Source organism: Oligoflexus sp., from assembly GCF_035712445.1.
Lineage (GTDB): Bacteria > Bdellovibrionota_B > Oligoflexia > Oligoflexales > Oligoflexaceae > Oligoflexus.
On the sequence record NZ_DASTAT010000068.1, the window covers coordinates 1 to 16,750 of the forward strand.

The window sequence follows — 16,750 nt, forward strand, 5'->3', positions numbered from 1 at the left end:
TGTTCACCGACGCCTTCGTTTCCCGCCAATCCCCCGGCAATTCCTGCCCTCCCTGCTTTCAGCCAGGTCTTCTAAACTATAAGAAGGCCTCACCACACCTTGGGAGCTGGGCGTGATCGAAATTCAGGATCTCCGTAAGGATTTTGCTCACGATGAAATCATCAAGGAACTGAATCTTGCCATTCAACCGGGCGAGACGCTGGGGCTTTGGGGTCGTCCGAAGACAGGCCTCACCACCTTGATGCACCTGATCGCCGGAATTTTGACGCCAACCACGGGTCGGGTTCTGATCGACGATCGGCATGCTGTGGTGGATCGCGCTTATGTCACCAAAGTTCTGGCCTATGTTCCCGAAAAACTGGCTTTGCCATCGGGCATGCGGGTTCGGGATATTCTGCATTTTGCGGCCAGTTTACGCGGCCTTTCGAATCCGCGTTACGTGGCGCAGAGCCTGAATGAGAAATTGCAGCTCGAAGACTGCTGGGACCTGCGTTTTGGTCATCTGCCGCCGAGTCTGCAAAAACTCGTCTGCGTGGCTCAGGCGCTTTTGCATGAACCCCGCATCCTTCTTCTGGATGAACCTTTGCAGCCCCGCGACAGCTGGCAAAAACAAAGGCTCATGTCCTGGCTGAAGGATCCGGCGCCGCATGCGATTCGCATCATCAGCAGTCACGTGCTCGATGATCTTACGCCTCTTTGCAGCCGTATCCTCGTTCTGCATGAAGGGCACATCACCCGCAGCTATGAGCCGGATCAATTGAAAACACCGAAGCAGCTACAGGCCGCACTGGAATGGAACGAGGAAAGCGGACGCCCATGAAGACTCTCTTCACACTCATCATGCGAGAATGCCAGGCGATCTTTCGCATTCGCTTCGTCCCGCTATGGGCCGCGCTCTGGCTTTTCTGCTTTGCCCTTTGGACCTTCTTCGGCGCGCGCTTCTTTGAAACGGGCGAAGCCAGTTTAAGAGGCCCGCTGCAGGTCATACCCTGGCTTCTGACCGCTCTGATGCCGCTGCTCGCGAGTCAGCTCTGGCATCCGGAAGCCCGTCCTGGCTATGAGCAATGGCTGCAGGCCTCGGGCCTTGGCGGCCTGAAACGCATTTCCGCGCAGTGCGTGGCGGGAAGCCTCGTGAGCCTTGTCCTGATCCTCGGCACCGTGCCGATGGCCTTGACCGTTCTTTTCATGGGTCCTTTGGATATTCGCATGTGGATATCCTCGCTTCTGGGGCTCTGGTGCTTCAGCGTCTGGCAGCTCGCTCTCAGCGGTCTTTTCATGCGCCTTTTCAAGCGCATCGGCACCGCGATCCTGGCCAGCGTGATTGTCCTTTCCCTTCTGCAGGCAATGGGCTCACCGGATCTTGTGGACCAGGTCACGCGCATGTTTTCCTTTATTCCCGGACATATCCTGAATGCCATCAGCCCGCTTTCCCATCTCGACACCATGAAGCGCGGCGTCGTCGATAATCGCAACCTCAGCTTTTTCATCGGCGGAACGCTCTGGCTCCTGGCCGCGCAGATCCTTCTGCAAAGAAAACAGCGGACTCTCTCGCTGCGTGGACAGTATGTTCCGCCCCGTGCCTTCTGGGTCCTGATGGACGCCTGGCTGATCGCCGGTTTGATCTTTGTCGCCTTGGCGCAAAAACAATTTCTGCGCTTTGACCTGAGCGATGAAAAACTCTATTCCCTCTCCGAGGGCAGCCGTTCTCTTTTGAATGCGGTTCATCAGCCCGTTTCGATCAAACTCTATTTTTCCCGCTCCCATCCTTTGATGGAGCCCCTGCAAAGGATCCACGGCCACCGCATTCAGGAGCTGCTCGAAGCCTACGTGGCCTATGCGCCGGATAAATTGAAGGTCGAGGTGATCGATCCACGCCCGGACACTTCGATGGAAGCGGAAGCCCGCTGGGAAGGCCTGAAAGGACTTCGGACCACCAAGGGCGACCTTTACCTTGGCGCCGTGTTCACCCAGGGTCAGAAAACCTTGCGTGTGCCCTATTTTGATCCACGCAAGGAAACGCAGATCGAATATGAACTCTCCGAAGTTTTCGTGAAGCTCAATCAAACAGTCAAACCCGTGCTCGGCGTCATCACATCCCTGCCTATGGTCAGTGAACGCGATGATGATGGGCCCCGTCTGCGGCCGGACTGGGCTGTGATTGAAGCGCTGCGTGGGTTCTATCAGATCACCCGCCTGCCGGTCGATGTCCAGGAAATACCAGAGAATATCAGTTCGCTGATGGTGATCCATCCGAAGTCCATCACGGAGCTGACCGAATACGCGATCGATCAGTTCATCCTGCGCGGCGGGCATCTTGTGATCGCTGTCGATCCCTTCTGCGAAACTGAACTTTCGTATAATAATCCCGGCGGCGCCAACCCCCTTAAGATGAGCAGCACCCTGCCCAAGCTCTTTCCAGCCTGGGGCGTGGAGTTTGATCCAACACGGATGGTCGGGGATGCGGCGCGTTCAGGGCGGCAGATGACCCTGCAGAAAGTGGCGAACAATCCCTTTCACGTGAATCTGATCGGCAAGGATCTGAATCGCCAGCATCAGATCACGCGAACCATTCAGCAGGTGCTTTTCCCGGAACCGGGCTGGCTCGCTATCAAAGAACAGCCGGAGCGCAAGTGGGAAGCCTTGGTGCAGAGTTCCGATAAAAGCGGTCTGCTTTCCACCGAAGCCGCGGCCTATATGTCCCCGCAGCAGTTGACCCAACAGCTCAAGCCCGACGGCACCATGCGAACGATCGCCGGCATTCTTTCCGGACAATGGACGACGGCCTTCCCCGAAAAACCCGCGGGTTCGCCCATCGCCCGGCATCGGGAAAAAACCGAGCAGCCGAGCAGCATCGTAATTTTCGCCGATACGGATTTCCTGGCCGATCCGCATGCCGTGGAAAAACTTCAGGTCATGAGCCAGATGCTGATCCGCCCGCGCAATGACAATCTCAGTCTTCTGACCCATGCCGTGGAATTCCTGGGTGGCAATCGTGATCTGATCAGCATCCGAAGCGGCGGCAGCGTGAATCGACCTCTGACGAGGCTCGAAAGCTTCGAGGAGCAGTCGCGCCAGCCCTGGCTTGACGCCGAAGACAAGCTTTCAGCCCGCATCGCCGATATCGAAAGACAGATCGGTGACCTGCAGGTGCAGGAGGAAAACACCGCGAGCATCCTGTCCAAGGAACAGGAACGGCAGCTCCGGCGTCTGCGCGAAACCGAAGCGGGGCTTTGGACCGAGCGCCGTTTGGTGCGGGAAAAAGCCCGTTTTCAGCCCGACAACATCCGCCGCCTGATCGTGGCGCTGCACCTCGGCCTTCTGCCCTTTTTGATTGTCGCACTGGGTTTTCAAAGGAAGCTGCGCGAGGTGCGTGAAGTCCGTCGCGCGCTGCATCGGCTGAAGGTGTAAGAACCCTTCAGTTCATATAGGACTGAATGTTCGGCGCAATATCCAGGGGGTGCACGCCCAGATCCATGATCGCGCGCGGCCAGATCTCCTGCCAGGGCGTGTTGAAAAGCAGATTGAAGTCCAAAGGCTTCTGATACCACTGCCCTGATTTCAATTCCATATCGAGCTGCTTCGGCCCCCATCCGCAGTATCCAATGACAAAGCGATAAGGCAAAAGCGTTGCGCCTTTCGTCAGGCCGTGCGCCTGCACATGCTCGATATGCTGCACGAGCCCCTCGACCGCCTCTTCGGATGAGGAAACCCGCAGATCGCCCGAGGATGTGGTCGCGGCGATATCCCCGCCTTGATTATGAATGACAAGGCCCTGATTGCTGCCAATCGGCCCGCCCATCCATACGGGAACATGATTCGGAATCTGATAGCGGCTTTGGAAGACGACATCGCGCAGGTTGTTCGGCATGGGCCGATTCACGATGAAACCCAGGGCGCCGTCGGGATTATGCTGAATCAGAAGCACCACGGATTTTACGAAATGCGGATCCATAAGTCCGGGCAACGCGATCAAGAGCGAAGGCAGGTTCAACTGCTCAGCCATCAGGGGCGCTCCTCAAAAAATAGAAGGAAAGAGCTTAAACCTCCAGGCTAAACGCTTTAAGGTTCAAGGTCAAAAGAAAACCCCAGGCCAAAAAATGCTTAAAAATAAAGGCGGAGGGTGAGCATGCGGCCCTGCTCGCGACTATCAAGGCGTACGCCCTCTTTTTCCTGACTCCAGTTGTGATCATAGAGGCTATAGATGAAGCGGACGTTATAGATTTCCAGAAAGGCGCCGTATTCGATATTGGAAGCTTTGGCTTTCTCCGCGTCGCTGAGCTGCGGCTTGAACGACAGATACTGACCCTCGGCGCCCAGGAACCTCAGGAAGTAAAGAGCCATCTCTCCACCGTAGTAGGTCCCGCTGGTGCTTGCGAAGGGCGAATCAGCAAAGCCCGAGCTGCGATTGAATTTGCCTATTTTGCCGACCAGAAACGAATCCTGTTCGTTGGCACCGAAGATCCTGAGGTTGACGCCGCTCAGTTGGGTTTTGTCCGTCCCGGTGGCGAGCGCAGGAAAGGCCGCAGGCGTGAGCGTCTGCTGCTCCACCATGAAGCGATTGATGAAACTCGCTTCGATGCCCAGGTCGATGTCGAGAGTGCGAAGGCCGGTCGTGGATGAAACGAGGTTGGTGAACCAGAACTGCAGGCGGCCGTGCTCTTTTTTGTGTTCCGTTTCACTCGTCGCCCAGGTGCTGTCCTGAAAATCGGCGGCATCGCCATACCTGAAGAGGCTTAATCCGCGGCTTTGACCATACTGAAGACTCAGCTCTGGAGCAAATTTGTCCTTCTTCGGGTCAGAGAACATCGCGAGCCAAACGTCCATCATTTTCATGCGCTCTTTGATGCGCAGCCATTCCGTCAAGGTCCAGCGCGTGGATTTCCGTTCCTCCTGCACGTCCTCGATGTACGTGACGACCCGCTTACCCTGCGCATGGAGCGAAACAGCCCAGGTCGACATCAGCAAAATGGACAAGAGGTAAGTTTTTCGAAAGCTCACTGTTCCACTCCTCCGGGACATACATATCTGCCCCAGACGCGTGATCGGCCGCGTTTGGAAAATCTTCAAAAAAAACTGCCTTTGCGCTGTTATTACAGGAAATTAAAAACGGCAAATCCTTGACAGGCGCGTGCCTCCTGGCCGACTTCGCCCAAGACCCACAGAAAGCGCGTAGTCATTGGCAATTTCAACTTGCCTCTTGCGTTCAGGCTGGGCATAAAAGTCTCTCCTTGTCCCTCATAATTGTAAGAGTCCGCGCTAAGCCTTTTCTTTGTTGCAGCACAGGAGGTCGGTTTTGGTAGTTACTTTGATTTACGGGTCAGCGGTCCTGGCTATGTTAACCGCCGCTTTTTACGCCCAGCGCGTACGTTCCGTTCCCATCGAAGGCGACAACGCGCAGCAGGTGGCCAAGTTCAATGAAATCTCGGGCGCCATCGCCGAAGGGGCCATGGCCTTTCTTTCGCGTGAGTACCGCTACGTTGCAGGGTTTGTCGTCCTCTTCGCCGTGCTGATGCTTCTTCTCCTCGACAATGCCAGCACGGATATCCACGAGGGTGTGTTCAGCGCGATCGCCTTTCTGCTCGGTGCCGTGACCTCCAGTCTGTCGGCGTTCCTGGGTATGAAGATCGCGACCCTGGGCAACGTGCGCACGACGATTCGCGCGCGCAAGGGTTTGTCCGAAGCGTTCAAGGTCGCGTTTGAATCCGGCTCGGTGATGGGCTTTGGCCTTGTGGGTCTGGCCCTTCTCGGTCTGATGAGCATCTGCCTCGTCTTCGGCCAGTTCATTCACGAACAGGAACTTTTGATGGAAATGGTCGCCGGTTTTGGTCTCGGTGGATCCTCCGTCGCTCTTTTCGGCCGCGTCGGCGGCGGGATTTATACAAAAGCTGCAGACGTGGGCGCTGACCTTGTGGGAAAAGTCGAGCAGGGCATTCCTGAAGATGACCCCCGTAACCCAGCCGTTATCGCTGACAACGTCGGTGACAACGTCGGTGACATCGCCGGCATGGGCGCTGACCTTTTCGGTTCCTGCGCGGAAGCCACCTGCGCGGCTCTTCTGATCGGCGCAACTTCGGCCGCCATCGTCGGAACGCAGAGTGCCCTCTACTATCCGATTATTATTTCCGCCGTGGGTATTCCCGTCTGTCTTCTGACGGCTCTCTTTGCTCGTTTGAAGTCCGATGCAACATCGGCGGAACCAGCCTTGAAGAAACAGCTCTGGGTCTCGACCATTCTGATGTCGATCGCCATGATCTTCGTCACCAAGGCAGCCATGGTGGAAACTTTTGAAATCCACGGCCAAACCATCACCAACACCGGCGTTCTCGTCTCGCTGCTGTCGGGACTTTGGGCCGGTCTTCTGATCGGTATCGTGACCGAATTCTACACCTCGCACGCGTACAAACCCGTGCGTGAAGTCGCCGACGCGTCGCAGTCCGGTCCCGCTACCAACATCATTTATGGTCTGGCACTCGGTTACAAATCCTCGGTCATCCCTGTGATCGCCATCGCCATCACCGTTTACGTGTCGTGGACCCTCGCGGGCATGTATGGTATCGCGATCGCCGCCCTCGGCATGATTTCCACCATCGCCACGGGTTTGACCATTGATGCCTATGGTCCTGTGTCGGATAACGCGGGTGGTATCGCGGAAATGGCGGAACTCGGTCCAGAAGTGCGTCGCCGCACCGACCTTCTCGATGCAGCCGGCAACACCACAGCAGCCATCGGTAAAGGCTTTGCGATCGGTTCAGCAGTTCTGACCGCACTGGCCCTCTTCTCGGCCTTCCTCGTGCGTTCCAACATGTACGCTTTGGATCTTCTGTCCCCACTCGTCTTCGCTGGTCTTTTGATCGGTGGTGTACTCCCCTTCCTTTTCACAGCTCAGACTATGAAAGGCGTGGGCATTGCCGCTTATGCGATGATCGACGAGGTGCGGCGTCAGTTCCGTGAGAAGCCAGGTATCCTGACCGGCAAGGATCGTCCTGATTATAAAACCTGCGTGGCGATTTCCACCGAAGCGGCCATCAAGCAGATGATTGCACCCGGTGTCCTCGTGCTCGCAACGCCTCTGGTCGTCGGTTACATCTTCGGCACCCAGGCTTTGGCAGGCGTGCTCGCCGGTTCTTTGGTCTCGGGCCTCGTGATGGCGCTGTCCGCATCGAACTCGGGCGGCGGCTGGGATAACGCGAAAAAATTCATCGAGACAGGCAAGCTCGGCGGCAAAGGTTCCGATGCGCACAAAGCCGCTGTCGTCGGTGATACCGTCGGCGATCCCTTCAAGGATACCTCGGGTCCTTCGATCAACATTCTGATGAAACTGATGGCCATTCTCAGCCTCGTGTTCGCACCCTTCTTCGTGCAGCACGGCGGCGTGATCCTCAAGTTCATCGGGAAATAAGTTTGGACTGAGACAAAATCAGAACACGAGCCTCCATTCCCTTCAGGATGGAGGCTTTCTCTTGCTAAGATAATGGCATGATGAACGATAGAGGCAGTCATGCACTGGCAAAACATCCCAGCCACAACTCTACTGCGGGACTATGGGGCCTGGATCATGCCACGCCTTGTCAGCAACAATCGCATCATCGGCCTGCTTGGACTCGCCGACTCGCCCTATCAACCGCTCCCGGACGCCCATGCCTGGATTCTGCGCCACACCGATGGCCGGATTCTTCAGATCATAGCCCAGGGTCCCAAGGAGATCGCCCTCGTCAATCATCCTGATTTTTGTCTCGATGACGCGCAGGTGGCTGCGATCTGCCGGCGTTTTCCAGGATCATGGGTCCTGATCTGCCACGAGGATCAATGCGAAAAATGGGAAACTGCAGCCCGGGTTCAGGGTTTCAAAGACGTGCCGCTGCTGGCCACGCGCCTTTATCAGGTCGTTCCAGACAAACTGCGGATCAAGCCCATGCCTTCCTCATTACGCCTGGAAGCCCTGCAGCGTTATGCCCCACAAATCGGTCGCTTTATTCAGGGCTTCATGCTCGATGTGCTGCAGCAAAAAATCGACGAGGATGAGGCGCGGCAAAGGTTTATCAAACGGGAATTCTTCGGCCTTTTCCAGGGTGATCAGCTGCTTTCAATCGCGGCCCTCACGCACCGCCTTATGAATGGCCGCTGCCTTTCCTATGTCTACACGCCACCCAAGCACCGTGGCCAGGACTATGCAGGGCTTACGGTTGAGCATCTCTGCCGCCGAATTTTTCAAAATCCTGAGATGAATCTGATTTTTTTGTATGCGGACGAATCCAATCCTTGCTCCAACCGGCTTTATCAAAAACTGGGTTTTGAAATGGTCTGCGTTTCCAGGACCTTTTAAAACCTATTCGTAGTTTCACCCAACATTTCTCGTACTTTTTCCTGCTTAAGGACAAAGCAGAACTCTTTAAATGCGCTTGAAATAAGGCATTCACGGAGTTATATCAGCCTCAAGTCTTGTAAATTTACTACAAGTTGAGGAGTCCAATATGCGCCATCTTCTCGTTCTACTCTGCGTCACGGGTTCATTGCAGGCGGCTCCTTTGTGGGTCTGTGACGGCGGGCAGTCGGAAATCAACTGGTCGCCCGAGACGGAATCGGTTCAGGTTCACCTGCGCACGCCGGAATCCTTGGCCACGGTCAGGGCTTCGATGGATCAGAAAGCCTGCGCCCGCGACTATTATTCACCGACCGGCGCGATGATCTGCTTGAAAAAAGATCTCTCGGATATGGTGCGCTGGCAGGATGATGGCCTTGTCATCGACAATCTGAAGCGTTGGAGTTTTGGCAATCAGCTGCAATTCCTTTCCGGCCAGTACCGGCCTTCTCTTGAACAAACCGAAGACGGCTGGGTTCTGCACCTGAACAATGCCGTCATGGTGAATAGCAAGACCCTGATTCAGTGGGATAACGGCCCCATTCCGCTGCAGGGCTGCGAAGAGGTCACTCCCTACCCAAAGTCCCAGGTTCGGATCCAGGTCCTGGGTGATCAGTATATGCGTGGGACACTCGTCAGCGCGCCCCTGCCCAAAGTGGCTGTCTATGCCGGCGACTGGCACGGCGGTCTGGTGCTCGGCGAGACGGATCAGGAAGGCAGCCTGACCCTGGACATGGAAGTCGGCGCGCATAATGTGAGCGTGATGAAACTCACATCAAGTCACTCCGCACTTTGGAATGACCCGCAGTCCTATACCGTAACCCAGCGGCGCGACAACGTCTTCCGTGTGCATGTGGCTCCAGTCACCGTTCGCCTTCTGAGTGCGACCTCCGTCCCTTACGGCAAGGCCGTTTACGTGACCGGCGAAGGTGAATATCTGGGCAACTGGCAGCGCGCCACCCGTCTCAATCTGCTTCCGGACGGTCGCTGGGAGCTTTTGAAAAATCTTCCGGTCGGCGCATCCTATAAACTTCTGGTCGCGGACTGGACCGACGCTTCCACCCTCTGGCTTGAAGGACAAAAAGTAAGCTGGCAGGCCGGTCCCAATCAGCAGATTCCGCCCCTCAAGGATTATTATGAGGTCGTGATCGAGGCGAGCCCGAGTTTTCTGTGAGAGCTGTGGGACGAAGATCCGCCTTCACTCTCTGTCCTCTATGACCCGCTCCAAAATTATGATACCATCCCGAAGCTGGTATGATTGATTAGGAGCGTGTATGTCCCGTCGCCTCATTTCACTATGTGCATGGCTCGCGTTGTTTTTTTCCCCAATCGCGGTCGCTCAGGACTCCAAAGACCTGAAAGCCAAAATCAAAACCACACAGGGTGATATCGAAATCAAACTCTTTGCCGACAAAGTGCCGCAAACAGTTTCGAACTTCTATAACCTCGCCAAAGAAGGTTTTTACAACGGCATCATCTTTCATCGCGTGATCCCGGGCTTTATGATCCAGACCGGCGACCCCAAGGGCGACGGCACGGGCGGCCCCGGTTATACGTTCCCTGATGAATTCCATAAGGACCTGAAACACGACAAGGCCGGCATCGTTTCGATGGCCAATGCCGGTCCCGACACCAACGGCAGTCAGTTTTTCATCACCGTGGCCCCGACGCCCCATCTCGATGGCAAGCACTCGGTCTTCGGCGAGGTCACAGCGGGCATGGACGTGGTCAATGCCATCGTGAACGCCAAGTCCAATGGTTCCAAGCCGGAAAAGGACATCAAGATCGTGAGCGTCGAGATCATCGGCGACTTCAAACCGGTCGAAGTGAAAAAGATCAAACAGATGACCGGCGAGGATCTGAAGAAGATGACCAGCGATTACGCCACCAAACTTCTGAAGAAGATTGCCGAGGTCCAGGACTACGGAAGCTTCCAGTCCATCAACCTGGTCGATTCCCGTTCCCGTGGCAGCCAGGCCCAGGTTTATTACAAGGCTGACTTCAGCAAGCGTAAAAACCTGCAGATCGTGATCATCGGCGATGTGAAGAACAATAAGTTCAGCATGCAGCAGTTTCAGTTTGCCGAAGTCGCGCCCCAGCTCTAACGCCCTGCAATCACTTCCTTCCCCTGTTTTTTTAAAGTGTTGACCCAAGGACTCCGATCGTGCTGAGCATTGAGAGGAGTCCTTCCATGAGAATCGGCACAGTCCTAAGTCTTCCCAATGATTACAGTCGCTTCGCCCGCATCAAGGATGCCGACGGCACCGGCTATACCGTCGATCCCAGTCTGCTGCCCAAAGGCGTGAAAGAAGGCAGTGATGTCGCCTACAAGGTCGAGATCTGGGGCAATGACAGCGGCCTCGTCTATGACGCCCAGGAAAAGTGATAGCAAACATGACGGATAAGTAGAAGGCCAGCATTTAACCTCCTGAGCATTTAGGTCGAAATACGCCTGGAGCGAAAGTTCTGGAAACTTGCAGAAAGGGATGGAGCTGTGCCTGCTAAGGATAAAACCACCAAGGTCGCGATTACAGCCCGAACCAAGGATGAAGGCGACATGCTGAGCCACGTGGCGCGGGCCTGTGGCTTTGAACAGCTTCAGGTTTTCAGCAGCCCTCGGGTGACGCTGGAAGTGGCCAAGCGCAACCAGTTCCAGCTCTTCATCACGCATCATGATTTCCCGGACATGAGCGGCCTGACCATGATCCAAACTCTGCGTTCCACCGGCAACTACGGTATCGAGCCGCACCTGTTCCTGGTCGATGCCCTGACTCCCGAGATCATGCTTGTCCTGGTGGAAAACAATATCCACCATATCCTGGCCAAGCCCTTTTCCGCCGATCGCACCCAACAAAAACTCGCCCACCTCTGGCAGGGCGAACTCAATATGACTCCTGCTGAGCAGGAATTCCGTGAAGCCCATGCCGCCATGAACTCGGGGCTCATGGAAATGGCCCAGGAACTGGCGATCAAAAATCTCAGGACCCACGGCCCCATGGAAAAACTTCTTCTGCTCCTGGGTGATGTCGAAACGAAGCTGAATCATCCCGTGGAAGCGCGGCGCTACTATGATGCCGCTCAGAAATTCAATCCCAAGTCCTCGTCCGCAGCCCAGAAGCTGGCCCAGACCTATATGCTGGAAAAGGATTTCGCGAAAGCTGCGGAGCTGATGAACGAATTGACCAAACTCAATCCTTTGAATATCGAGCTGCTCGCCAACGCCGGTCTTTCCAACTACGAAGTGGGGAACCTGGACGAGGCCAAGGACGCCATGTCCCGCCTGCAGGGACTCGACAAGGAACGCAAGGACGCCAGTGAAGTCCTGGCTCGGGTGGCGATCAAGGAAGGCGATTACGCGACGGCCATGAAGCAGCTGCAGGGCACCCATGATCAGAAGGAAGTGGTGCAGATGCTGAACAATGAAGGCGTGCGCCTTTCCCATGAAAATGAAATAGATGCCGCCATTGCCATGTACCTGAAGTGCATCGCGATTATCGGCGAAAACCCCTATATCTATGCGCTGCACTATAACCTGGGTCTGGCCTATAACAAACATCATGACAAGGCCAACGCGATCATCGCTTTCAAAAAATCTTTGGAACTCAAACCGGATTTTGAGAAAGCGGCCGGTGCCCTGAGCAAGCTGGAAGCAAAATCCGCCTGATCATTGAGCGCTGCATCAACAAAGAGATAAGGCGCGAGTGAGGCGAGCGGATTGGGCGTATGGGCCCATGAGCAGCGCAGCCGACTGAGTAACGCAGCCGACCGAGTAACGCAGCCGACCGAGTAACGCAGCATCTTTATTTATGCAGCCCTCAATGGGATCCGCTCAGCAGAAGACTGCGCGCGAGGCGCCAGAGATGGGTAAAGCCCACGAAGGCATGCAGCAGCCAAAAGAAAACCGCCAGCATCACAAAAGCCAGAAGCACGGCGACCTGCGGCCACCAGCGCTGACGGGGCCGCAGCTGATTCATGATGTGACTCAGGGCGGTGGTCTGCGGCTCGGGCGTATCCAAAAAACCGTAACGTGGCAGCTCGGCCAGGTCCTTCACATCCAGTCCGCCTTCCTTCTGAATCAGATCATCCAGAATTTCCAGCTCGTGGTGCACATCGACTTCCTCGCGATAGACGATGAAGGACGTGTCCGGCAGTGAAAAGCCATAGCGATGGCGCAGAAGAAGAAGCTGGGCCGCGTGGTGCCCAACCTCCAGAAGTTTGATTTCCCAGCGGTAGGCCTTGGCCACCGTCCGGGGATCCCTATGCTGAAAGCGGTACCAGGCCTCGAAAAAATCCTTGGGGATGGGACGCATGGCCTCTTCATTGAATTCATAGGCCAGCTGAAACATGCGGCGGCGAATGCCGAACTCATCCATCTGTGAGTGCAGCTCATCCTTCATCTGACGGCCGACTTCACGGGCCATCACCGCCGCCCGGCTGCGATCGCCGGTCAAACGGAAAATGAAGTCCACCAGATCCTCCTGCTGCTCATCGACGAAGCGGGCACTCGGATCTATGATGAGGGGCGAATCATTCATGCTTTGCGGCTCGGCTCCACTTTGACTTCAGTACCCACCCGCCACAGGAGGAAGAGGATCACCATATAAGGCGGCAGCACCCAGACGATTTCACGGTTGACGTCCTGCTCAATCATACCGAGGATTCTGAGAACCGGCATCAAAAGAGTTCCGATCATGTGGACCATCACATAACGCCTTAGAAAGAGCGTGCCCTTGACCGGCAGCTGCCAGCCGCGGCCTTGGATCAAAATTGCGAAAGCCCAGACCAGAAGAATGACATCAAAAGGCCAGAAAAGAAGCATATTCGCGTTATGGTGCAGGTCCTTGTGATCCGAAACGAACCAGGTGACCGGCATCAGAAAACCGATCAAGGCCCCGAAGCCCAAAAGGGGCAGACTCACGACGGCGAAGCTGCGATAGACGGTCGGGAGGAAATGGATCAGCTTGTTCCGCATGAAAAAGGCTATGCACAGCAGCGACAGCGGAAGACCGAAGACGACCAGGACCAGCATGAAGCTGAGGCCGGGATAGGATTCTGGCCTCGGGAATTCCACCAGCACCTTGGCTTCGCTCAGCATAGGCTGGCCTTCATTCTGCGTCTGCATGAAGACTTCGCGCATGTAAAGCGGATGGAACATACGCTCCCACAGCGTCATGAGCCGATCTATATTGCTGTTCATCGCGATATCAAGGAAGAGGTCCATGCCAGGCGTATAGCTATAACCTTCATAAACCATATCACGGAAAGTCTGGGGCGCATGATTCAGGTGCGTCTTCGCTTTCACGATGCCGCCCATCGCTTCATCCAGGTAATCGCGGATGCGCGTCGAGCAGTTATCAAAGAAATACTGATAGGCGTAGGTTCGATTTTCCGGTTTGGCGTTCCAGATCAGGCGTTCGAAGAGTTTAACCTTCTGCTCGCGGGTCAGGTAAATTTTATCTTCCCAAACCTTTCGGCCTTCAGCCTCATAGGAATCCATCACCGAGCGATAGGGATAGATGCCGAGCTGATAATTCAATATGCCTTTATAGAATTGCAGACCAAAGGTGATGGGATCTTTGAACGAAAAAATACCCCAGTTGAAAACGAGGTCGCGGCCCGAAACTTTGTCGTGCACACGCAGGGCCGTGTGCCCAAAGTTACTATAAATCAGGTTCCCGATATCCACCGTATGCAGATACACATCCACCTGATCCGGATCCGCCGGCATCTGGGTGAAGGAATACCCCGCCGCCTGACTCTGCACCGCGCTGAAAAGCCCAAACCAAAGAAGCAGTAGCCGCGCGAATCTCATCATTCCTGCTCTCCGGCCCGTTGCTTCCGGCGTTCTTCATTCTGCTTTTTCAGCTCCAGCCGCGAAATCCGCCGGGCCTTCGCCTCTTCATAGCGGCGTTTCTGATCATCGGTTTCCGGTTCAATAGGCGGCATCAGCGTGGGCCGCCCGTTGCTGTCCAGGGCCACCATGGTCACATATGCGGTCGCTGTTTGAAAGGATTCGCCGGTTCGCGGATTTTCCGCCATCACCTTCACCCCGACTTCGCAACTCGTCTTCCACACGTAATTGATCGAGGACTTCAGCGTCACGATCCATCCGAGTTTAATCGGGGCCAGGAAACTCAGGGCATCCACCGAAGCTGTGACGACCTGCCGATGACAATGCCTTTCCGCGCAGATGGCGGCGGCGATATCCACCCATGACATCACCACCCCACCAAAGACGGTGCCGATGGCATTGGTGTGCTGCGGCAGAACCATTTCCGTCATGATCGCTTCGCTTTCACAAGGCGAGCGACCGGACTCCAGCTTCAATTTGTTTCCCATGAACCTTTTTCCTTCGTTTCCCGCGGCGGATCGTTGGCCAGTCCTGCGTTGCCGGCCAGAATCGGTGATCCGACCAGAACCACCTGGTTCTTGCCGTGGCGCTTACTCTCGTACATACATTCATCAGCGAGGGCCAGCAATCGCTCTTTTTCCTGGGCGTGTTCCGGAAACGCCGCCACTCCAATGGATGCCGTCACATGCGCCGTGGCGCCGCCGCCTACGGAAAAGCCGGTATACTGTATCCGTTCCCGTATCCTTTGGGCGGTTTTGAGCCCGTTCCGCGCGTCCGACTCGATCAGAAGAATGACAAATTCGTCGCCTCCGTAGCGGAATACGAGGTCGACGTCCCGCAGGGTGCTTTTCAGAATCTGAGCCACTTCCCGCAGCACCTGGCTTCCGGCCAGATGTCCGTATTTATCATTGATGGGTTTGAAATCATCAAGGTCGATGAAGAGAAGACAGAACGCGGAATCATAACGCTGCGCGCGCTTGATTTCACGATCGATGGCCTGCTCCAGATAACGATGATTATAAAGGCCGGTGAGGTCGTCCATATTCAAAAGCGTCTGCGTTTCGGAAAACCGCGTGAGCCAGCGGCAGGTCGTCTGCAGCTGCTTGATCATGAAATCAAGGGCCAGTTCCGTGCTGTAATTCTGCGAATGATTGTCTTCGCCCTGGGCTTTGGGTTCCGTCCAGATCAGGGCATACCATTCACTGACGGGATCACCGAGCAAAGCAAAGCAAAGGCTCAGGCCGCCGGTATCCAGGTGATTGATGCCGGATCCGTAATCAGCCTCCTGCACGGGGATGCGCTTGAATTGAGCCACGACCTCATCCATCTGCGCCTTGGTCCACTCATGATGCATCTTGAGCCTGAGAGGGACCTTTTCTGCCCACAGTTCGTCGCCATTCCCATGCAGTTTCAGCAAGCTCAAATCCGAGATGCCGAAGTTATTCTGCAAAAGCTTCATGGTGCGCTTGACCATGCTCTCCAGATGCGTTTCGCGCCAGAGCGCTTCGCAACCCGCGACCATCTGGGTGAAAACCTCTTCCGAACTGCCGGGACTGACCGTAAAGCGTCGGATCGATTTGGGTTTGATCGCCACTCGTGATCTCCGTTTAGAAGGTAATCAAATACTCAGCTAAATAATGCCCGAATAGCAGGTAACCGACGGCTGCCAAAGAAAGAAAGGGGCCGAAGGGTAATTTCGTATCGAGATCCATCTTTCTTCTGACGATTATAACACCAAGACCGATGAAGGAGCCGAGTATGGATCCCCAAAAAATTGTGGTCAGGATGGATTGATAACCAAGCCAGCCACCGATCGCGGCCAGCAGTTTCATATCCCCCATGCCGAGCCCGTACTTTTTACGAACCACAAAATAGAGCCAGGCGACTGTATAAAGGCTGCCGCCGCCGACCAGAACGCCGATCAGCGCGCTCTTCCAATCCAGATCCGGATGCAGGTACACGACCAGGGGCGTGGCGAGTATCATGGGAAGACTCAGGACATCCGGAATAATCTGGTGTTCAAAGTCAATCACAGAACAGATGAGAAGAAGTGAAGTAAAGGTGAGCGCATGGAAGCAGCGGATCATCTCGGGCGAATCGATGACGAGGCCCGTGTCCCAGGAAATAACGAAGGGAAAGAGCCAGTAAATCGTGGGAAAAATCAGGGCTGTGAAGACTTCGACAAAAAGATACTGCGCGGAAATCCTGGCCCCGCAGCAACGGGCTTTGCCGCGAAGGAGCAGCCACGAAAGGATGGGAATATTATGCCAGAAAGGAATAGGCTGACCGCAGTTGGGACAGACGGATCGGGCTTCGGCAAAGAAAATCTTGCGGGGGATGCGGTAGATGCAGACGTTGTAAAAACTGCCCATCATGGCACCGAGTACAAAAAAGAGCCAGGTCAGTGGGCTTTGCAGGTGCGCGGACACTTCCAGGAAAAATCGGAGCATAGGCCTTCCTTGGGGAATGGAGAGAGAGCGGTGCCGGTCAACTTGCTGGCCGCGTCCATTATAGTCTCTCCACTTCGAATTATAAAATTA

Annotated in this window: 14 protein-coding genes and 1 pseudogene; 8 read left to right on the forward strand and 7 right to left on the reverse strand. The window is 55.3% G+C overall.

The genetic code is table 11. The features are described from left to right. Positions 1-112: 112 nt before the first annotated feature. Together VFO10_RS14505 and VFO10_RS14510 are read left to right on the forward strand one after the other, a co-directional pair. A complete protein-coding gene (locus VFO10_RS14505) occupies positions 113-820 on the forward strand; it encodes an ABC transporter ATP-binding protein (protein ID WP_325141342.1) in 708 nt (235 codons plus the stop codon). Beyond that, entirely contained in the window at positions 817-3,408 is a 2,592-nt protein-coding gene (locus VFO10_RS14510) for a Gldg family protein (RefSeq protein WP_325141343.1), read from the forward strand. Before VFO10_RS14505 ends, VFO10_RS14510 begins: the two co-directional genes overlap by 4 nt. Positions 3,409-3,415: 7 nt before the next feature. Here VFO10_RS14510 and VFO10_RS14515 read toward each other — a convergent pair whose 3' ends face one another. Both VFO10_RS14515 and VFO10_RS14520 read right to left on the reverse strand, forming a co-directional pair. After that, on the reverse strand, positions 3,416-4,003 hold the full coding sequence (locus tag VFO10_RS14515; RefSeq protein ID WP_325141345.1) for a YqgE/AlgH family protein: 588 nt from the start codon (positions 4,001-4,003) through the stop codon (positions 3,416-3,418). Between the two features lie 98 nt (positions 4,004-4,101). Next, positions 4,102-4,998 (reverse strand): hypothetical protein, encoded by an 897-nt coding sequence (locus VFO10_RS14520; protein WP_325141347.1) that lies wholly within the window; start codon positions 4,996-4,998, stop codon positions 4,102-4,104. Between the two features lie 295 nt (positions 4,999-5,293). Here VFO10_RS14520 and VFO10_RS14525 point away from each other — a divergent pair, with 295 nt between their 5' ends. From VFO10_RS14525 to VFO10_RS14550, 6 genes and pseudogenes are all read left to right on the forward strand, one after another. Continuing rightward, positions 5,294-7,399 carry a V-type H(+)-translocating pyrophosphatase gene (locus VFO10_RS14525; RefSeq protein WP_325141349.1) on the forward strand — a complete coding sequence of 702 codons (2,106 nt, stop codon included), beginning with the start codon at positions 5,294-5,296 and terminating at the stop codon, positions 7,397-7,399. Between the two features lie 99 nt (positions 7,400-7,498). After that, positions 7,499-8,323: a GNAT family N-acetyltransferase gene (locus VFO10_RS14530; RefSeq protein WP_325141351.1), complete on the forward strand. Its 825-nt coding sequence runs from the start codon at positions 7,499-7,501 to the stop codon at positions 8,321-8,323. A 148-nt stretch (positions 8,324-8,471) separates the two neighbouring features. Beyond that, entirely contained in the window at positions 8,472-9,533 is a 1,062-nt protein-coding gene (locus VFO10_RS14535; RefSeq protein WP_325141353.1) for a carbohydrate-binding module family 20 domain-containing protein, read from the forward strand. Positions 9,534-9,633: 100 nt separating this feature from the next. Continuing rightward, a pseudogene (locus VFO10_RS31320) lies at positions 9,634-10,161 on the forward strand (peptidylprolyl isomerase); the annotation flags it as partial. A gap of 389 nt (positions 10,162-10,550) precedes the next feature. Further along, positions 10,551-10,745, forward strand: coding sequence for a hypothetical protein (locus VFO10_RS14545; RefSeq protein WP_325141356.1), 195 nt, complete (start codon positions 10,551-10,553; stop codon positions 10,743-10,745). 108 nt (positions 10,746-10,853) lie between these two features. After that, positions 10,854-12,023, forward strand: coding sequence for a tetratricopeptide repeat protein (locus VFO10_RS14550; protein WP_325141358.1), 1,170 nt, complete (start codon positions 10,854-10,856; stop codon positions 12,021-12,023). 151 nt (positions 12,024-12,174) lie between these two features. Here VFO10_RS14550 and VFO10_RS14555 read toward each other — a convergent pair whose 3' ends face one another. Genes VFO10_RS14555 through VFO10_RS14575 form a run of 5 tightly spaced genes read right to left on the reverse strand, consistent with a single transcriptional unit; the run spans position 12,175 to position 16,660 of the window. After that, complete coding sequence (locus VFO10_RS14555; protein WP_325141360.1) at positions 12,175-12,894, reverse strand: hypothetical protein; 720 nt, start codon at positions 12,892-12,894, stop codon at positions 12,175-12,177. Further along, positions 12,891-14,174, reverse strand: a complete 1,284-nt coding sequence (locus tag VFO10_RS14560) for a DUF4105 domain-containing protein (RefSeq protein ID WP_325141362.1) — start codon at positions 14,172-14,174, stop codon at positions 12,891-12,893. The genes VFO10_RS14555 and VFO10_RS14560 overlap by 4 nt, the downstream gene beginning before the upstream one ends. Continuing rightward, positions 14,171-14,698: an acyl-CoA thioesterase gene (locus VFO10_RS14565; RefSeq protein ID WP_325141365.1), complete on the reverse strand. Its 528-nt coding sequence runs from the start codon at positions 14,696-14,698 to the stop codon at positions 14,171-14,173. The genes VFO10_RS14560 and VFO10_RS14565 overlap by 4 nt, the downstream gene beginning before the upstream one ends. After that, positions 14,683-15,804 (reverse strand): GGDEF domain-containing protein, encoded by a 1,122-nt coding sequence (locus VFO10_RS14570; protein ID WP_325141367.1) that lies wholly within the window; start codon positions 15,802-15,804, stop codon positions 14,683-14,685. The genes VFO10_RS14565 and VFO10_RS14570 overlap by 16 nt, the downstream gene beginning before the upstream one ends. Positions 15,805-15,817: 13 nt before the next feature. After that, positions 15,818-16,660 carry a prepilin peptidase gene (locus VFO10_RS14575; protein WP_325141369.1) on the reverse strand — a complete coding sequence of 281 codons (843 nt, stop codon included), beginning with the start codon at positions 16,658-16,660 and terminating at the stop codon, positions 15,818-15,820. Positions 16,661-16,750: the final 90 nt, after the last annotated feature.